The organism is Polaromonas sp. CT11-55, assembly GCF_047303325.1.
Lineage (GTDB): Bacteria > Pseudomonadota > Gammaproteobacteria > Burkholderiales > Burkholderiaceae_C > Polaromonas.
In genome coordinates this window covers 1-13,079 of record NZ_JBKBEX010000016.1, presented here as the reverse complement: position 1 = coordinate 13,079, position 13,079 = coordinate 1, and the positions used below count along the sequence as shown (strand labels likewise).

At 66.9% G+C, this 13,079-nt stretch carries 15 protein-coding genes; 4 read left to right on the top strand and 11 right to left on the bottom strand.

Going from position 1 to position 13,079, the window contains the following annotated elements:
- Positions 1-58: 58 nt before the first annotated feature.
- The 5 genes from ACEN8I_RS15265 to ACEN8I_RS15245 are packed head-to-tail and all read right to left on the bottom strand — an operon-like array spanning position 59 to position 3,563.
- Positions 59-718: a hypothetical protein gene (locus tag ACEN8I_RS15265; RefSeq protein ID WP_413329357.1), complete on the bottom strand. Its 660-nt coding sequence runs from the start codon at positions 716-718 to the stop codon at positions 59-61.
- Entirely contained in the window at positions 715-1,008 is a 294-nt protein-coding gene (locus ACEN8I_RS15260; protein WP_413329356.1) for a YciI family protein, read from the bottom strand. The genes ACEN8I_RS15265 and ACEN8I_RS15260 overlap by 4 nt, the downstream gene beginning before the upstream one ends.
- 39 nt (positions 1,009-1,047) lie before the next feature.
- A complete protein-coding gene (locus ACEN8I_RS15255; RefSeq protein ID WP_413329355.1) occupies positions 1,048-2,154 on the bottom strand; it encodes a lipocalin-like domain-containing protein in 1,107 nt (368 codons plus the stop codon).
- 8 nt (positions 2,155-2,162) lie between these two features.
- Positions 2,163-3,245 (bottom strand): PLP-dependent cysteine synthase family protein, encoded by a 1,083-nt coding sequence (locus tag ACEN8I_RS15250; RefSeq protein ID WP_413329354.1) that lies wholly within the window; start codon positions 3,243-3,245, stop codon positions 2,163-2,165.
- A gap of 42 nt (positions 3,246-3,287) precedes the next feature.
- Entirely contained in the window at positions 3,288-3,563 is a 276-nt protein-coding gene (locus ACEN8I_RS15245) for a DUF1127 domain-containing protein (RefSeq protein ID WP_413329353.1), read from the bottom strand.
- 134 nt (positions 3,564-3,697) lie between these two features.
- On the opposite strand from ACEN8I_RS15245, the gene ACEN8I_RS15240 reads away from it, so the two are divergent.
- Positions 3,698-4,591: a LysR family transcriptional regulator gene (locus ACEN8I_RS15240; RefSeq protein ID WP_413329352.1), complete on the top strand. Its 894-nt coding sequence runs from the start codon at positions 3,698-3,700 to the stop codon at positions 4,589-4,591.
- On the opposite strand, the gene ACEN8I_RS15235 is transcribed toward ACEN8I_RS15240, so the two are convergent.
- A complete protein-coding gene (locus tag ACEN8I_RS15235) occupies positions 4,588-5,262 on the bottom strand; it encodes a glutathione S-transferase family protein (RefSeq protein ID WP_413329350.1) in 675 nt (224 codons plus the stop codon). The genes ACEN8I_RS15240 and ACEN8I_RS15235 overlap by 4 nt on opposite strands.
- A gap of 18 nt (positions 5,263-5,280) precedes the next feature.
- Positions 5,281-5,706 (bottom strand): DoxX family protein, encoded by a 426-nt coding sequence (locus ACEN8I_RS15230; protein ID WP_413329349.1) that lies wholly within the window; start codon positions 5,704-5,706, stop codon positions 5,281-5,283.
- A 79-nt stretch (positions 5,707-5,785) separates the two neighbouring features.
- Here ACEN8I_RS15230 and ACEN8I_RS15225 point away from each other — a divergent pair, with 79 nt between their 5' ends.
- Complete coding sequence (locus ACEN8I_RS15225; protein WP_413329347.1) at positions 5,786-6,697, top strand: LysR family transcriptional regulator; 912 nt, start codon at positions 5,786-5,788, stop codon at positions 6,695-6,697.
- Between the two features lie 11 nt (positions 6,698-6,708).
- Here ACEN8I_RS15225 and ACEN8I_RS15220 read toward each other — a convergent pair whose 3' ends face one another.
- The 3 genes from ACEN8I_RS15220 to ACEN8I_RS15210 all read right to left on the bottom strand — a co-directional run bounded on the left by ACEN8I_RS15220 (position 6,709) and on the right by ACEN8I_RS15210 (position 10,437).
- The gene (locus ACEN8I_RS15220; RefSeq protein WP_413329346.1) at positions 6,709-6,948 is read right to left on the bottom strand and encodes a hypothetical protein; all 240 of its coding nucleotides are present in this window, start codon (positions 6,946-6,948) and stop codon (positions 6,709-6,711) included.
- A gap of 201 nt (positions 6,949-7,149) precedes the next feature.
- Positions 7,150-7,614: a hypothetical protein gene (locus ACEN8I_RS15215; protein WP_413329345.1), complete on the bottom strand. Its 465-nt coding sequence runs from the start codon at positions 7,612-7,614 to the stop codon at positions 7,150-7,152.
- 183 nt (positions 7,615-7,797) lie between these two features.
- Positions 7,798-10,437: an ABC transporter permease gene (locus tag ACEN8I_RS15210; RefSeq protein WP_413329344.1), complete on the bottom strand. Its 2,640-nt coding sequence runs from the start codon at positions 10,435-10,437 to the stop codon at positions 7,798-7,800.
- Positions 10,438-10,587: 150 nt separating this feature from the next.
- On the opposite strand from ACEN8I_RS15210, the gene ACEN8I_RS15205 reads away from it, so the two are divergent.
- A complete protein-coding gene (locus ACEN8I_RS15205; protein WP_413329343.1) occupies positions 10,588-11,559 on the top strand; it encodes a threo-3-hydroxy-L-aspartate ammonia-lyase in 972 nt (323 codons plus the stop codon).
- Positions 11,560-11,754: 195 nt separating this feature from the next.
- Positions 11,755-12,318, top strand: a complete 564-nt coding sequence (locus ACEN8I_RS15200; protein WP_413329342.1) for a hypothetical protein — start codon at positions 11,755-11,757, stop codon at positions 12,316-12,318.
- A gap of 19 nt (positions 12,319-12,337) precedes the next feature.
- Here the strand turns inward: ACEN8I_RS15200 and ACEN8I_RS15195 are convergent, their stop codons facing one another.
- Positions 12,338-12,985: an ABC transporter ATP-binding protein gene (locus ACEN8I_RS15195; RefSeq protein ID WP_413329341.1), complete on the bottom strand. Its 648-nt coding sequence runs from the start codon at positions 12,983-12,985 to the stop codon at positions 12,338-12,340.
- Positions 12,986-13,079 lie beyond the last annotated feature (94 nt).

Below are 13,079 nucleotides of genomic sequence, written 5' to 3'. Positions count from 1 at the left end.
AGACATACCAGTGTAGTCACACTGGCGCATGGTGTTTTCCGGGCTTTGGCTTTATCGCTCAGCGCACCGACACCGCGCCTTTGCCCGGAGAGAATACATAAACCCGGTTGTCCATTTCGCGCGCGTCGTTTTTGCGCCTCAGTATCCAACGAACTTGCAGTGAGTGCGGCGAGCCGCGGTAGTCAAAATCGATCTGCTCAATGGTGAGCGTTGTGACCATCTCGGCAGGGGTGCGGCTGGCCCCTGACGTATACCAGCAGCGGTATTCAAATTGCCGGACTTCCGACTGCGTCCAGTAGCCCAGCGGGTATTTGGCTTCCTGGTCACAGCTGTCGATATCAAAACGACTGTCGGCTACCCGGCCGATCGCGCTCCCGTCGGCGCGTACCGCGAATTTTTGCCAGACGCCGCGGCGGGAGCGGTCATACACCGTCAGCTTCTCGCCGGTCTGCGGGTGCTGCCACTCGACCGGGCCGCGCCAGGTGCTGGGGTCGCGCGCCACGCCTTCGGTGAAGTGGCCTTTCGGGAGGGTGATCTCCTTCTTTCCGTCCCAGGGCGCACCAAGAATCAGCTCAAGCGGGATGTAGCGTGTCCGTGATGCGGCATCGTACGACTGGCTCCAGGCATCATCGCCGGATTGCGCAAGGGCTGGCCAGCCCTGCAGGCACAGGCCCAGCACACAAGCGGCGGCGAGGGTCCTGAAACCTGCCGGGTTCACAGCACGGCTTCTTTGTCGGCCAGGGCTTTGCCCCAGGTCAGCAGCCGGTAGCTGCGGCAGGCTGGGACGAAGTAGGGATCGTTTTCGATAAGTGCAACGGCGCGTTCCCTGGACGCAACCTCCAGCACCCAGAGGCCGCCGACAAAGCCGCCGCCTGGCGCCTCGCGCAAGCCGCCCGCGATGAGGATTTCGGTTTCATGGGCAAGCAGATAGGCAAGGTGCAGGGGTTCTCGCTCCTGGCGTACGGCCAGCATGCCGGGTTTGTCGTCAAAGATGGCTACCCAACGCATGGACTTTCTCCTGTTGAAGTTTGAAAAGAGACGGTGAATTCACATCCGCAGCGGCTGCGCATACCCCGTCATCTCGAGGTAGCCCATCCCAACCAGTTTGCCATTGCTGTCGATCAACTCACTCAAACCTTCCCAATAAATGGAGCCCGTGGATTGGCGGCTGTCGAGTTCCTGGTTGTCGATGACGGCGCGCACGGTATAAAAATCGGCGGGCGTGCGCACTATCCATTCCACCGGGTAGGTGGTTTGCGTCAGCGGGCTTTTCCAGTGGCGCACGGGTTTGAAGACCACTTCGCCGCGGCTGAAGGTGTAGAGCCCGCCCTTGGGCGAGCGGAAGGAGCCGCCGTCCCACAGCGTGCCGCCGTCCCTGGCGCGCAGCCGGAAGGCGGTGAGGGCGCTGCCGTCGGTCAGGTTCATGCCTATCCAGTCCCAGCCCGCGGCGTCGGGGTGCAGGATCTCTTCGCTCCATTCGTGGTCCAGCCAGGCCTTGCCGCTCACGGAAAAATCCTGGCCCTTGAGTTGCAAGGTGCCGCGTGCGGCCAACTGCGGCTGGCTGTAGTAGTAGCTGGCCTGTTTTTCTTCGGGGCCTTTGCGCGACAGGCCTTGTTTGCCCTGCAGCAGCACCTCCTGCGTTTCCTCAAACGCGAGCTTGAGCGTGAAGTCGCTGGACGGTAACTCCGCGATGTACTTGCCGCCTTGGGCTTTGAGCGACCAGTCGCGCAGCTTGAGGTCCGTGTCGCGCTCGCTGGCCGTGGCAATGCCAAAGCCGCCGCGCGCGATGCGCTGGTCGTGCCAGAGTTTTTTGCCCTGCACGTCGGTCAGGGCGGCGTGGGCAAAGAGCAGCTGTTTGGCGGCGAATTTCGAGGCCATGCCCTGGGTGGCGTCCACGCGCGAGCGGAAAAAAGTCAGCTGGAAGCCAAATGCCCGCTTGCCTGCCTGGTCGCTGGCCTGGCCCGTGATGTACCACCACTCGGTGCGAAATTCGGGATGGGCGCCGCGGTCGCGCGGAAACACCAGTGTTTTGGCGGGCAGGGCTTGCGCGGGGCGGGTGGTGGCGCCCCATCCGGCCAGCGCGGCGCCGGCCAGCAACAGGCCGCGCCTGGGCAGCAGGGATGGCAAGGTGAGCGTGGGCGGCGGCAAGGGCATGGGTTTCTTCAGGCGGCAGCCGCAGGCCTTAGCTGCCCGGCGATCTGCGCCTGGGCGGCCGTGCAGTCGCCGATTTTTTCGGCCACCCATTCGGCGTCGTAGTAAGTCGGCAGGTAGCGCTCGCCCGAATCGCACAGCAAGGACAGGATGGAGCCTTGCTCGCCGCGCGCCAGCATCTCGTGCGCCAGCGCCAGCATGCCGACCAGATTGGTGCCGGTCGACGGCCCGACGCGGCGGCCCAGCAGCTGCGAAAGCGCCTGCATGGCGGCGATCGAGTCCACATCGGCGACTTCCACCATGCGGTCTATCACGGTGCGGATAAAACTGGCCTCGACGCGCGGCCGGCCTATGCCCTCGATGCGCGAGCCCGCGCCGGTGAGGCCCGCATCGCCACTGCGGTGGTAGGCGGCAAAGACCGAACCCACCGGGTCGGCCACGCAGAGCCGGCTGTCGTGGCGCTGGTAGCGCACATAGCGGCCTATGGTGGCGCTGGTGCCGCCCGTGCCCGCGCCCACCACAAGCCAGCGCGGCACGGGGTGTCTTTCGCGCGCCATCTGGCTGAACATGCTTTCGGCGATATTGTTGTTGCCGCGCCAGTCGGTGGCGCGCTCGGCATAGGTGAACTGGTCCATGTAGTGGCCGCCGGTTTCCCGGGCCAGCCTGCGCGCTTCGTCATACACCTGCGCGGCGCTGTCCACCCAGTGGCAGCGCCCGCCGTAAAACTCGATCTGCGCGACTTTTTCGGGTGAGGTGCTGCGCGGCATCACCGCGATAAAGGGCAGGCTCAGCAGGCGCGCAAAGTAGGCCTCGCTGACCGCGGTGGAGCCGCTTGAGGCTTCGACGATGGTCGAACCTTCATGGATCAGGCCGTTGCACAGCGCGTACAAAAACAGCGAGCGCGCCAGCCGGTGCTTGAGGCTGCCGGTCGGGTGTGTGGATTCGTCCTTGAGGTAGAAATCGATGCCGCGCGCGGCGAACTCCGGCAGCGGCAGGGGGATCAGGTGGGTGTCGGCGCTGCGCTGGTAGTCGGCTTCAATGCGGACGACGGCGGCGCTGAGCCAGGAACTGCTGGGAGTTTGAGGGGCGGCCATGGCCCCGATTCTCGCAGCAAGCAAGGCCCTGGTGGCCGGCTTTTAGCGCCGGCTGGCGCTCCAGGAGGAGGGCTCGCCGAACAGGGCCGGGATCTCGCTGCGACCTATGCCCAGGTCGTTCAGTTCATGGCTGCTCATGGCCATCAGCTCGTCCCGCTGCAGGCGGGTGGGCCTGGCCTCGCCCGATGCGCCGCCGCGCGATGGCTTGAACCAGGCGCCACCGAGCCTGCACAGCGCCGCCGCCAGGCCCGCAAAGCGCTGCAGTCCCGCTGTGAGGCTGAATCCCGGTGAGACGGTGGGAATGGTGGCGGCAGGCATGGGGTGCTCCTTGGGGTGTGAGGATGTGGATGAAGCCAGGCGCCATGGTGCAATTTATTCTGGTATTGTGGAAGTTGAGTTTTCTGATTAAAACTATCAGTATTCCTGATGGGTAACGTTATGAGGCACCTTCCATGCGCGAATTGAACCTGGACCAGCTGCGCACCCTGGTGGCCATCACCGACCTGGGTACTTTCTCAGCCGCAGCGCAGGGCCTGCACCTGGCGCAGCCCACCGTGAGCCTGCACGTGAGCGAGCTCGAAAGCCGCCTGGGCACACCGCTGGTGGTGCGGGGCGGACGCAAGGTCGAGCCCACGCCGGCGGGCGCCGTGCTGGTGGAGCGGGCCCGCCGCCTGCTGCGCGATGCCGACGATGCGGTCGATGCTGTCAAGCGCCACGTCGAAGGCCGCGCCGGCCGCGTGCGCCTGGGCAGTACCACCGGTGTGCTGGTTTACTTTTTGCCGCAGGTGCTCAAGGCCATGGAGCTGGCCCATCCCGACATCGACGTCGAGGTCAGCATCCTGGGTTCGGCCGATACCCTGGAGCGGCTGGCGCAGGGCACGCTGGACGTGGGCCTGGTGGCCACGCCGCCACCCGCGCAGCGCGGCATGGTGATCACGCACTGGCGCAGCGACCCCATGATGGCTTTTGTGCCCAAGCGCTGGAAGGCGCCAAAACACGCCACGCCGGCCTGGCTGGCGGGCAAGCCGTTGATCTTCAACGAGACGCCCACCCATATGTACCGCATGACCATGGCCTGGTTTGCCGACGCGGGCTTCACGCCGCGTGCGCGCATAGAGCTCAATTATTCCGAGGCCATCAAGAGCCTGGTGGCGGCCGGTTACGGCGCCGCCGTGTTGCCCAGGGAGGAATCGGAGCAAGAGTCCCATGTGCGGCACGACGTGCAGTTGCTGCCGCTCAAGCCCGCGCTGGTGCGCCACACGGCCATGGTGCACCGGCCGCCGGAGGCGCTGGACGGCGCCACGCGCAACCTGCTCAAGATACTGGCGAATTTCCGCCAGGCCTAGGCGGGGGCGATTTCCTCCATGCGCCGCGAGAGTTCGGCGCCACGCCGGCGCAGGAACTGCGTAAGCTCAGCCGCATAGTTGCCACGCACGGCTTGGCGCACGGAAGGTCGCTGCGCCAGCGCAGTCCGCCACGCGCGCACTCTGGGCGCCGCGTCAAAAAAGCCGCTTTCACCCAGCGCCTCAAAGACGTCGAAATAGCGGAACACCGGGCCGAAGACCGCATCGACCATGCTGAAGGCTTCGCCTGAAAAATAAGGCCCTTGCGCAGGCAGCACAGCCTCCAATTGCATGAACCTGCCTGCCAGTTCTTCGCGCCGGCTTTGCAGGGCGGCAGTATCGGGTGCGTTGTAAAAGGCGGCGATGGTGTTCAGCACGCTGGAGCCGAACTCCATCCACGCCCGGTGCCGTGCACGCTGGAGGGCGTCGCCCGGATGCAGGCGCGGCAGCAGCGTGTCGTCCAGGTATTCGCAGATCACGGCTGATTCAAAAACCGCGTCCTCGTCCACCAGCAGCACCGGCGTCTTGCCCAGCGGCGAGACGGCCTTGAACCAGTCCGGCTTGTTCGCGAGGTCTACATCGCGGCGCTCAAAGGCCACGCCTTTTTCAGCGAGCACAATCGCCGCGCGTTGGACATAAGGGCACAGCGCGTGGCTGATGAGGGTGAGCTTCATGGCATGTTCCCTGTGCATTCAGCGGGGCGCCAGCAGGCTGCTGCGGCGCGCGGCCCAGGCGCCGTCGCCGAGCAGCCATTGCGCCAGCGAGGCCACCAGCAGGAACAGCGGGTATTCCCAGCCGCCCTTGGGGCTGGTGAATACCCAACCGTTGGGCCAGTGCACCCAGACCACGACCGCCAGCACAGGCGCCAGCAGCAGCGAGGCCTGGCGGCCGTAAAAACCCAGCAGCAAGGCCGCGCCGCCGGCCAGCTCGGCCGCGACCACGGCATAGGCCATAAAGCCCGGCAGGCCGACTGATTCGAAAAACTGCGCCGTGCCGGGCAGGGTGAAGACGAAAATTTTCAGCAGCGCGTGGGTGATCCACATGGTGCCCAGCGCGATGCGCAGCAGCGTGGCGCCGTGGCTGGCGGCGAGCTTGTCGGCAGAAGAGATGGTGTTCATGGTGCGGTGCCCGGTCAAGGGCGGGAGTTGAAGGAGCCGCTACTTTATATTTGCAAAAAAGCAATGTAAATTAGCAGATATGAAAACATTCATTGCAAAAACGCAATACGCTTTGACAGCCTACGACCTGCAAACTCTGCTGGCGCTGGTGCGCGGCGCCACGCTGGCCGAAGCCGCGAGGCGGCTGGGCGCTGATGCTTCCACGGTGTTCCGCTCGGTGCAGCGGATCGAGAAAAGCCTGGGCCAGCGCCTTTTTGAGCGCTCCCGCCTCGGCTACCTGCCGACCGAGCCCATGCTGGGCCTGGTGCCGCATGCCGAGCGCATAGAGGCCGAGCTTGAAGCCGCGCGAGCCAGCGCCCAGCACCCGCATGAAGGCGTGGCCGGCCGGGTGCGACTCACGACCACCGACGCCGTGCTGCGCGGGCTGGTGCTGCCCTCGCTCAAACCGCTGCTCGCGCAGCACCCCTTGCTGCAGCTGGACCTGCGGACCGGCAACGAGCTGGCCAGCCTGAGCCGGCGCGATGCCGACCTGGCCCTGCGCGCCACGCGCAAGCCGCCAGACCACCTGGTGGGGCGCAAGCTGGGCACGGTGCGTTTTGTGCTGTGCGGCCTCAAGGCGCAGGCCAAGGCCTTGTCGGCGGCGAAGAAACGTTCAGCGCTGGACGCGCTCGCCGGCTTTGACTGGATAGCGCCCGATGAAGCCCTGCCCGAACACCCCTCGGTGTTGTGGCGCCGCAAGCAGCTGCCCAAGGTGACACCGCGCCACTACGCCGACGGCATCGTCGCGGTGATGGATGCGATCAAGGCGGGGCTGGGGGTGGGCATTGTGCCGCTGTTCATGCTGGCCGGTGAGCCGGCGCTGGTGCCGCTGGGCGATGTGCTGGAAGGCTGCGAGTCAGACCTGTGGCTGCTGGCGCATGCCGAGTCGCGCCATCTGCGAAGGATTGCGGTGGTCTACGACCATTTCGCGGCCAGCGTGCGGCTGGCCTGAGCATGCGCTGCTCAAAATGACTGGCTTGCGCCGGAAGAGCCGGAAGTACGGAACACGACTTCGCCGCTGGGGATGTGGACCACGCGCACTTCCTGCCGGGTGGGGTCGGCGACGCTTTTGACAGCGACGGCGACCGCCAGGGAATAGTCCGCAAAAACATGGTTGGAGCTGCTGGGCGGCAACAGGCTGCCCTTGACCGGGTCCACGTTTTCAATGCGGTAGTCATGTGGCGGTGCTTTGACGTATGCCATGGTGAAGACCTCTTTGAAGTGATTTCGGTTTTGGGGGATATGGCCTCCATGGTAGGAGCGCACGGGGGCGCTGTGATGACAATTGCGGGACAAAAACGTGACCATGCGTAAGCAAAAGAAAGCGCCTTCACTTGAAGGCGCTTGCATTGGCAAAAACTAAGCCGATGGGATTGCGGTGGCTTCCCGTATTAGTTCTTTAGTTCAGTGCAGGCCCTGGCCCGGGCTGCGCTCCGACAGTTCCAGCTTCTTCATTTCGACGGCCACCGATTTGAGCATTTCCAGCGAGGCTTCCGGCGTCTGCACGATGCCTAGCCAGCCGAAAAGGTGATGCCGCAGGAACAGCAAAATCTTGCCGGTCAGCGGGTCGCAAGCGACCCAGTGGCGCGGCGTGTAGCAGGGCTCCAGCGCGCACAGCGGCGGGCAGTCCAGCGGGTAGGGCGGGTCCAGCTCGGCGCGCAAGCCGGCCAGGTCCGTCACCAGGTCTTCAAGCTCCTCGGCCCGCAGCGTGAGCGGCTGCGCCATCTCCAGCGTGACGCTGCCGTCCTCGTTGCGCACGGCCAGCAGGCCGTGGGCGAGCCGTGTTGCCATGTGCGGCGGCCGCTGGCCGGCCGCGCCCGTATGAGGGTTGGCGTGAGAGGCGGGATTGGCGTTCAGGGTGGTGCTCATGGCGTGCTCCCGTGCGTGAGGGGATAACAGAAGGGGGCGAATGTGACCCGGGCGTTGGCCGGGCGCATGGGAACCAGTGTGCGGCGCGGCAGCGCCGGGCGGCGTGGGAAACCGGCCTTGCGCGCTGTAGGACGGCGCGGCTGCGTGCCCCCAGCCGCACTCCCGACGAAGCGCGGCCGCGGCCTACCAGTCTTCCTTGACCGCGAGCACCGCGTCCTTGCCGGCCGCGGCGCGCCCGGCGAGCCACGCGGTCAGCGTTCCCGCCAGCACCACGGCCGCGCACAGCAGGCCCAGGCGCAGCCAGGGCGCCATCAGGTCCATGGTCCAGTGAAAGCTTTGCGGGTTCACCACGTAGACCAGCACGGTGGAGACTGCCAGCCCCAGCGTGAGGCCGGCCAGCGCGCCTATCAATGTCCAGGCTGCGCCTTCGCCGGCCACCACGGCCAGGATCTGCCGCCGCGTGAGGCCCAGGTGCGCCAGCAGGCCGAACTCCTTGCGGCGCGCCAGCACCTGGGCACTGAAACTGGCCGCCACGCCGAACAGACCTATGGCAATCGCCACCGCCTGCAGCCAGTAGGTGACCGCGAAGCTGCGGTCGAAAATCCGCAGCGAGGTCGCGCGCAGCTCGCTGACCGAGGCCAGCTCCAGCAGCGCGCCCGCGCCCGACTGCCGCTCGGCGAGCGCGCGCACCGATTGCTGCACCTGGGCGTCGCCCGCGCTGCCGTCCAGCCACAGCGCCAGGTCGTTGGCGCGCCGGTCGCCGCTCAGGCTTTCGAAGTCGGCCCTGGCCATCGCAATGGCGCCGAACTGGCGCGCATAGTCGCGCCAGACGCCGGCCACATAAAACGGCGGCGCTGCTGTGCCGGCGACAGTAACACCCAATGACTGCGAGAGCGGGCGAAAGACAGTGCCCGGGCGCGCGCCATACAGGTCGACCATGGGCTCGCTCACATAGATGCCAATGTGCCCGGGCGGCACCGGCAGCAGCCGGCCCACCAGCGGCAGCGCGCTGGCCGGATCGTCCAGCGGACGCGCGATCAGGGTGACGGCCGGCCTGGCCGGGTCCAGCAGCAACTGCACTGTGCGCGCCGCGCCCACGCGCGCCACCCCGGGCAGGCGGCCGAGCGCCTCGACAAATTCTGGCGAGAAATAGGCGGTGTCGCTGGCCGAGCTGCCCAGCGCCGTGCGCACATAAAGATCGGCCGGCAGCACCACGTCCAGCCAGCGCGTGACTGATTCGCGAAAGCTCGCGACCATTACCGTCAGCGCCACCGCCAGGCTTAGCGAGGCCACCACGCCGCTGACGGCCACGGCCGCGCTTTCGCGTACGCGGCGCGCGCGCTCCACCGCCAGCAGCGGCAAGAGGTGGTGAGCGACGTGGGGGCTGAGCCTGTCGTACAGCAGCGCGATCAGCCAGGGCAGGGCCGTGATGCCGCCCACCAGCAGCAGGCCCACGGACACATAAGCCGCCAGCGGAATGCCGAACAGCGGCGGCACCAGCGCCAGCAGGCCGCCGGCGGCGGCCAGGGCGACGCTGAGCCAGTGGCCCTTGCCGGCGCCCCCGCGGGCGCCCCCGCCCGGGGGGGTTTTGGGGGGCGGCGGCGTTTGGGCGGCCGGCGCCCCGCCCCCCCGGGCCCCGGGGCGCCGCCCGGGGGGCCCCCCCCGCCCTTGGGGGGGGGGGGGGGGGGGCTGTTGGGGCCCCCCCCCCCCCGGCCACCAGCCGCCCACGGCGGCGGCCAGCACGCCCAGCGCGCCATAGGTGAGCGCTGCCGCGCCATTCCACTGCAGGCTGGGCGCGACACCGGAAAAATAGCCGCCGCCGAGATCTCCGCCCAGCAGCCGCAGCGCCAGTGCGGCCAGCGCCGTGCCCAGCGCGATGCCCAGCAGGCTGCCGGCCAGGCCCAGCAGCACGGACTCGGCCAGCACCAGGCGCAGGCGCTCGCGGCCGGTAAGCCCCAGCACGCCCAGCAGCGCGAACTGCTGCGCGCGCTTGGCCACGCTGAGCGAGAGCACCGAGAACACCAGGAAGGCGCCTGTGAACAGCGCCACCAGCGCCAGCACCGTGAGATTGACGCGGTAGGCGCGCGAAAGCCTGCTCACGCGTTCGGCCGCATCGCCAGGCGCGGTGGCCGTGATGCCGGGCGGCAATTGCAGCGAGGCGATAAAGCCTTGCGTTTCGGTGCCGGGCTTGAGCCGCACGTCGATGCGCGAGAGCTGGCCGCCCTTGCCGAACAGGTCTTGCGCGGCCGCGATGTCCATCACGGCCAGCGGCCCGCCGCCCGCGCCCACGGTGCCCGCAACGCTCACGCCGCGCAGTTCAAGACCGCTTTGCAGGCGCAGCGAAGACCCGCCGAACAGCTGCTGCGCGGCCGGATTTAAAAACACCGTGCCTGGTGCGAACAGCGCGAAGCGGTCCGCGTTCGACGCGGGCACAGGCATGAGGGCCGGCGCCATGCTGCCCACCGCCAGCACATCCACGCCCATGATGCGCAGCGGCAGGCGTTCGGTCTTGCCGGCAGCGGTTTGTGTGACCGCATAAGTGCTGACCTCCAGCACCGGACTGGCCAGGGCGACCCGCGGGTCGGCGGCCATGCGCTGGTACAGGCTTTCGTCAAAGCCGCCCTGCACGGCGCGCAGCTCCAGGTCGGGCTGGCCGTTGACCGCACGCACCGCCTGGGAAAACTCGCTGAGCGCCGAGGCATTGATCAGCTGCACCGAAAACGCCAGCGCCACACCCAGCATCACCGCCGCCACCGCGGCGGCATTGCGCCAGGGGTGGTGTTTCAATTCCCGCCAGGAGAAGCTAAAGAGCAGGGCGCGCATGGGCTTCATTGTGCTTCAGCGCCGTAAATGCAGTGCCTGCCGGCATCTGTACCGGTACAGAAAGGGCTCGCCTGTTGCTGCCGGGAAAACACAGCCTTCGTTTAAGCTAGGCCCTGAATTTTCCGTCCTGCCATGAAAGCCTGCTCCACCATGCAACTCCCTACCTACGACGATGTCACTGCTGCCGCCGCGCGCATTGAAGGCCATGCGCACCGTACGCCGGTGCTGCAATCGGCCACCGCCCAGGCTCGCTGGGGTGCCGAATTCTTCTTCAAATGCGAGAACTTTCAGCGCATGGGCGCCTTCAAGTTTCGCGGCGCCTTCAATGCGTTGTCGAAGTTCGACGCGGCGCAGCGCAAGGCCGGGGCCATTGCGTTCTCCTCGGGCAACCACGCTCAGGCCGTGGCGCTGTCGGCGCGCATGCTGGGCATGCCGGCGGTGATCGTGATGCCGCAGGACGCGCCCGCCGCCAAGCTGGCCGCCACGCGTGGCTACGGCGCTGAAGTGGTGCTCTACGACCGTTTTACCGAAGACCGCGAGGCGCTCACTCAAGGTCTGGCCGCCGAGCGTGGCATGACGCTGATCCCGCCTTATGACCACCCCGACGTGATCGCCGGCCAGGGCACGGCCGCCAAGGAGCTGTTCGAGGAAGCCGGCGCGCTGGACCGTCTCTACATCTGCCTGGGTGGCGGCGGGCTCACAAGCGGCTCGGCCCTGGCGGCGCGCGCGCTCGCGCCGAAATGCAAGGTCTACGGTGTGGAGCCCGAAGCCGGTGATGACGGCCTGCAATCGCTGCGCGCCGGCCGCATCGTGCGCATCGCCACGCCCAAGACCATCGCCGACGGCGCGCAAACCCAGTACCTGGGCGAATACACCTTCGGCATCATCCGCCGCGACGTGGACGACATCCTCACCGTGAGCGACGCTCAGTTGGTGGAGGCCATGCGCTTTTTCGCCGAACGCATGAAGATGGTGGTCGAGCCCACCGGCTGCCTGTCCTTTGCCGGCGCCTGCAAGGCGCTGGAAGAAAAGCCGCCCGCCAAGGGCGAGCGCATAGGCATCATCGTGAGCGGCGGCAACGTCGACTTGGCGCGCTACGCGGAGTTGCTGGCCGCGCGCTGAAGCGCCGCTGTTTTTCTGTCCGCGCCCAGCGTTGGAAACGGGTCGAACTGAAAAATCCAACAAACAATACCCACGCCAGGACAATCTCCGCGGGTATCCCTGTTGAATTCGCATACGGTGCAGGGTTTCAGAAATGGGCTTTAGGCCCTCCCCACAGCTGACCCTGGGACGCTGATCCAGCGTCCACACCCAACGATGTTCAGAACCGACTATCAAAATCCTTTGCGCCGCATCAGCCGTGTCGAGTCCGACCGTGAGAGATGCTGGCGCGTCTCTGTTCGCCGATATGGGCAGAGCGTTGTCAGGGCCTTCACCGACCTGTGCTACGGCAGCAAGCGCAAGTCACTTGCCGCCGCAAAGATATACAGGGATGCCCTGGAAGCGCACATTGCCCTGTTTGACGCGGATCATCGTCTGTGGCGCCGTACGCGGAAAAACAAAGGCAATTCATCGGGCACGGTAGGCGTTGCGCGTTACCTGGCGCCTTCCAAAGTGCCGGGAGGCCCGCCTGCTCCCTATTGGCAGGCCTTCTGGCTGGATGCAGGAGGCCGGCGCTTGAGCAAGGTCTTTCGGGTGGGCGTTCATGGCGAGAGGAAGGCCAGGCGGCTCGCGTTGGAAGCACATGCCCAGGGCCTGGCCGAGGTGTATGCCGCTCTGCAGCGCAATGCCTGGACGGTGCATCCCGACAGCGAGCTTGGCAAGGAGCATGAATCCCTTCTTTTTGCCGCAGCGTTCGCTGCTGAGTTGTTGCGGCCCTGATGCCCGGCCGGCGGCGATTTCAAGCGGCCCGTATGCCACCTGCGTTCAGGTGCAGTATGCGGTCGGCGCGCGCGGCGGCGGCTTCCGAGTGCGTGACCAGCACCAGCGAGGCGCCTTGCTCGCGCGTCTGGGCGATCAGGGCGTCCATCACCCGGACGGCGGTGGAGGGGTCCAGGTTGCCGGTGGGCTCATCGGCCAGCAGCAGGCTGGGTTTGTGCACCAGGGCGCGCGCAATGGCCACGCGCTGCAACTGGCCGCCGCTGAGCTGCTGTGGCAAGCGCCCGCCCAGGCCGGCCAGCCCCACGGCTGACAGCATGGCTTCCACCCTGGCCGCGTCGTGCTGCTCGAGCAGCAACAAGGGTAGCGCCACGTTTTGCGCCACGTCCAGGTGCGGCAGCACATGAAAAGCCTGGAACACAAAACCCACATGGCGGCGGCGCAGCAGCGCGCGCCCGTCGTCGCCAAGCGCGCCAAGGTCCTGGCCCTTGAGTTGCACCGAGCCCTCATCCCAGCTGTCCAGCCCGGCCATGCAGTTGAGCAGCGTGGACTTGCCCACACCCGATTCACCGACGATGGCGACGAACTCGCCGGGCGCGACGTCTAGTGAGACGTCGCTGAAGACGGGGGTTTCCAGGTAGCGTTTGGCGAGGTGGCGGACTTGGAGCATGGGGTTATCGTACCCCCCGTCCGGGCTCACTTCGTGTAGCCCGTTCCCCCCTCAGGGGGCGGGGCCGGGGGGCCCGGGGGGGGCGGCCCCCCCC

Coding starts and splice junctions, on each gene's coding strand:
- ACEN8I_RS15260 (WP_413329356.1), bottom strand. CDS start 1,008: ATGCGTTGGGTAGCCATCTTTGACGACAAACCCGGCATGCTGGCCGTA.
- ACEN8I_RS15255 (WP_413329355.1), bottom strand. CDS start 2,154: ATGCCCTTGCCGCCGCCCACGCTCACCTTGCCATCCCTGCTGCCCAGG.
- ACEN8I_RS15250 (WP_413329354.1), bottom strand. CDS start 3,245: ATGGCCGCCCCTCAAACTCCCAGCAGTTCCTGGCTCAGCGCCGCCGTC.
- ACEN8I_RS15245 (WP_413329353.1), bottom strand. CDS start 3,563: ATGCCTGCCGCCACCATTCCCACCGTCTCACCGGGATTCAGCCTCACA.
- ACEN8I_RS15240 (WP_413329352.1), top strand. CDS start 3,698: ATGCGCGAATTGAACCTGGACCAGCTGCGCACCCTGGTGGCCATCACC.
- ACEN8I_RS15235 (WP_413329350.1), bottom strand. CDS start 5,262: ATGAAGCTCACCCTCATCAGCCACGCGCTGTGCCCTTATGTCCAACGC.
- ACEN8I_RS15230 (WP_413329349.1), bottom strand. CDS start 5,706: ATGAACACCATCTCTTCTGCCGACAAGCTCGCCGCCAGCCACGGCGCC.
- ACEN8I_RS15225 (WP_413329347.1), top strand. CDS start 5,786: ATGAAAACATTCATTGCAAAAACGCAATACGCTTTGACAGCCTACGAC.
- ACEN8I_RS15220 (WP_413329346.1), bottom strand. CDS start 6,948: ATGGCATACGTCAAAGCACCGCCACATGACTACCGCATTGAAAACGTG.
- ACEN8I_RS15215 (WP_413329345.1), bottom strand. CDS start 7,614: ATGAGCACCACCCTGAACGCCAATCCCGCCTCTCACGCCAACCCTCAT.
- ACEN8I_RS15210 (WP_413329344.1), bottom strand. CDS start 10,437: ATGCGCGCCCTGCTCTTTAGCTTCTCCTGGCGGGAATTGAAACACCAC.
- ACEN8I_RS15205 (WP_413329343.1), top strand. CDS start 10,588: ATGCAACTCCCTACCTACGACGATGTCACTGCTGCCGCCGCGCGCATT.
- ACEN8I_RS15200 (WP_413329342.1), top strand. CDS start 11,755: ATGTTCAGAACCGACTATCAAAATCCTTTGCGCCGCATCAGCCGTGTC.
- ACEN8I_RS15195 (WP_413329341.1), bottom strand. CDS start 12,985: ATGCTCCAAGTCCGCCACCTCGCCAAACGCTACCTGGAAACCCCCGTC.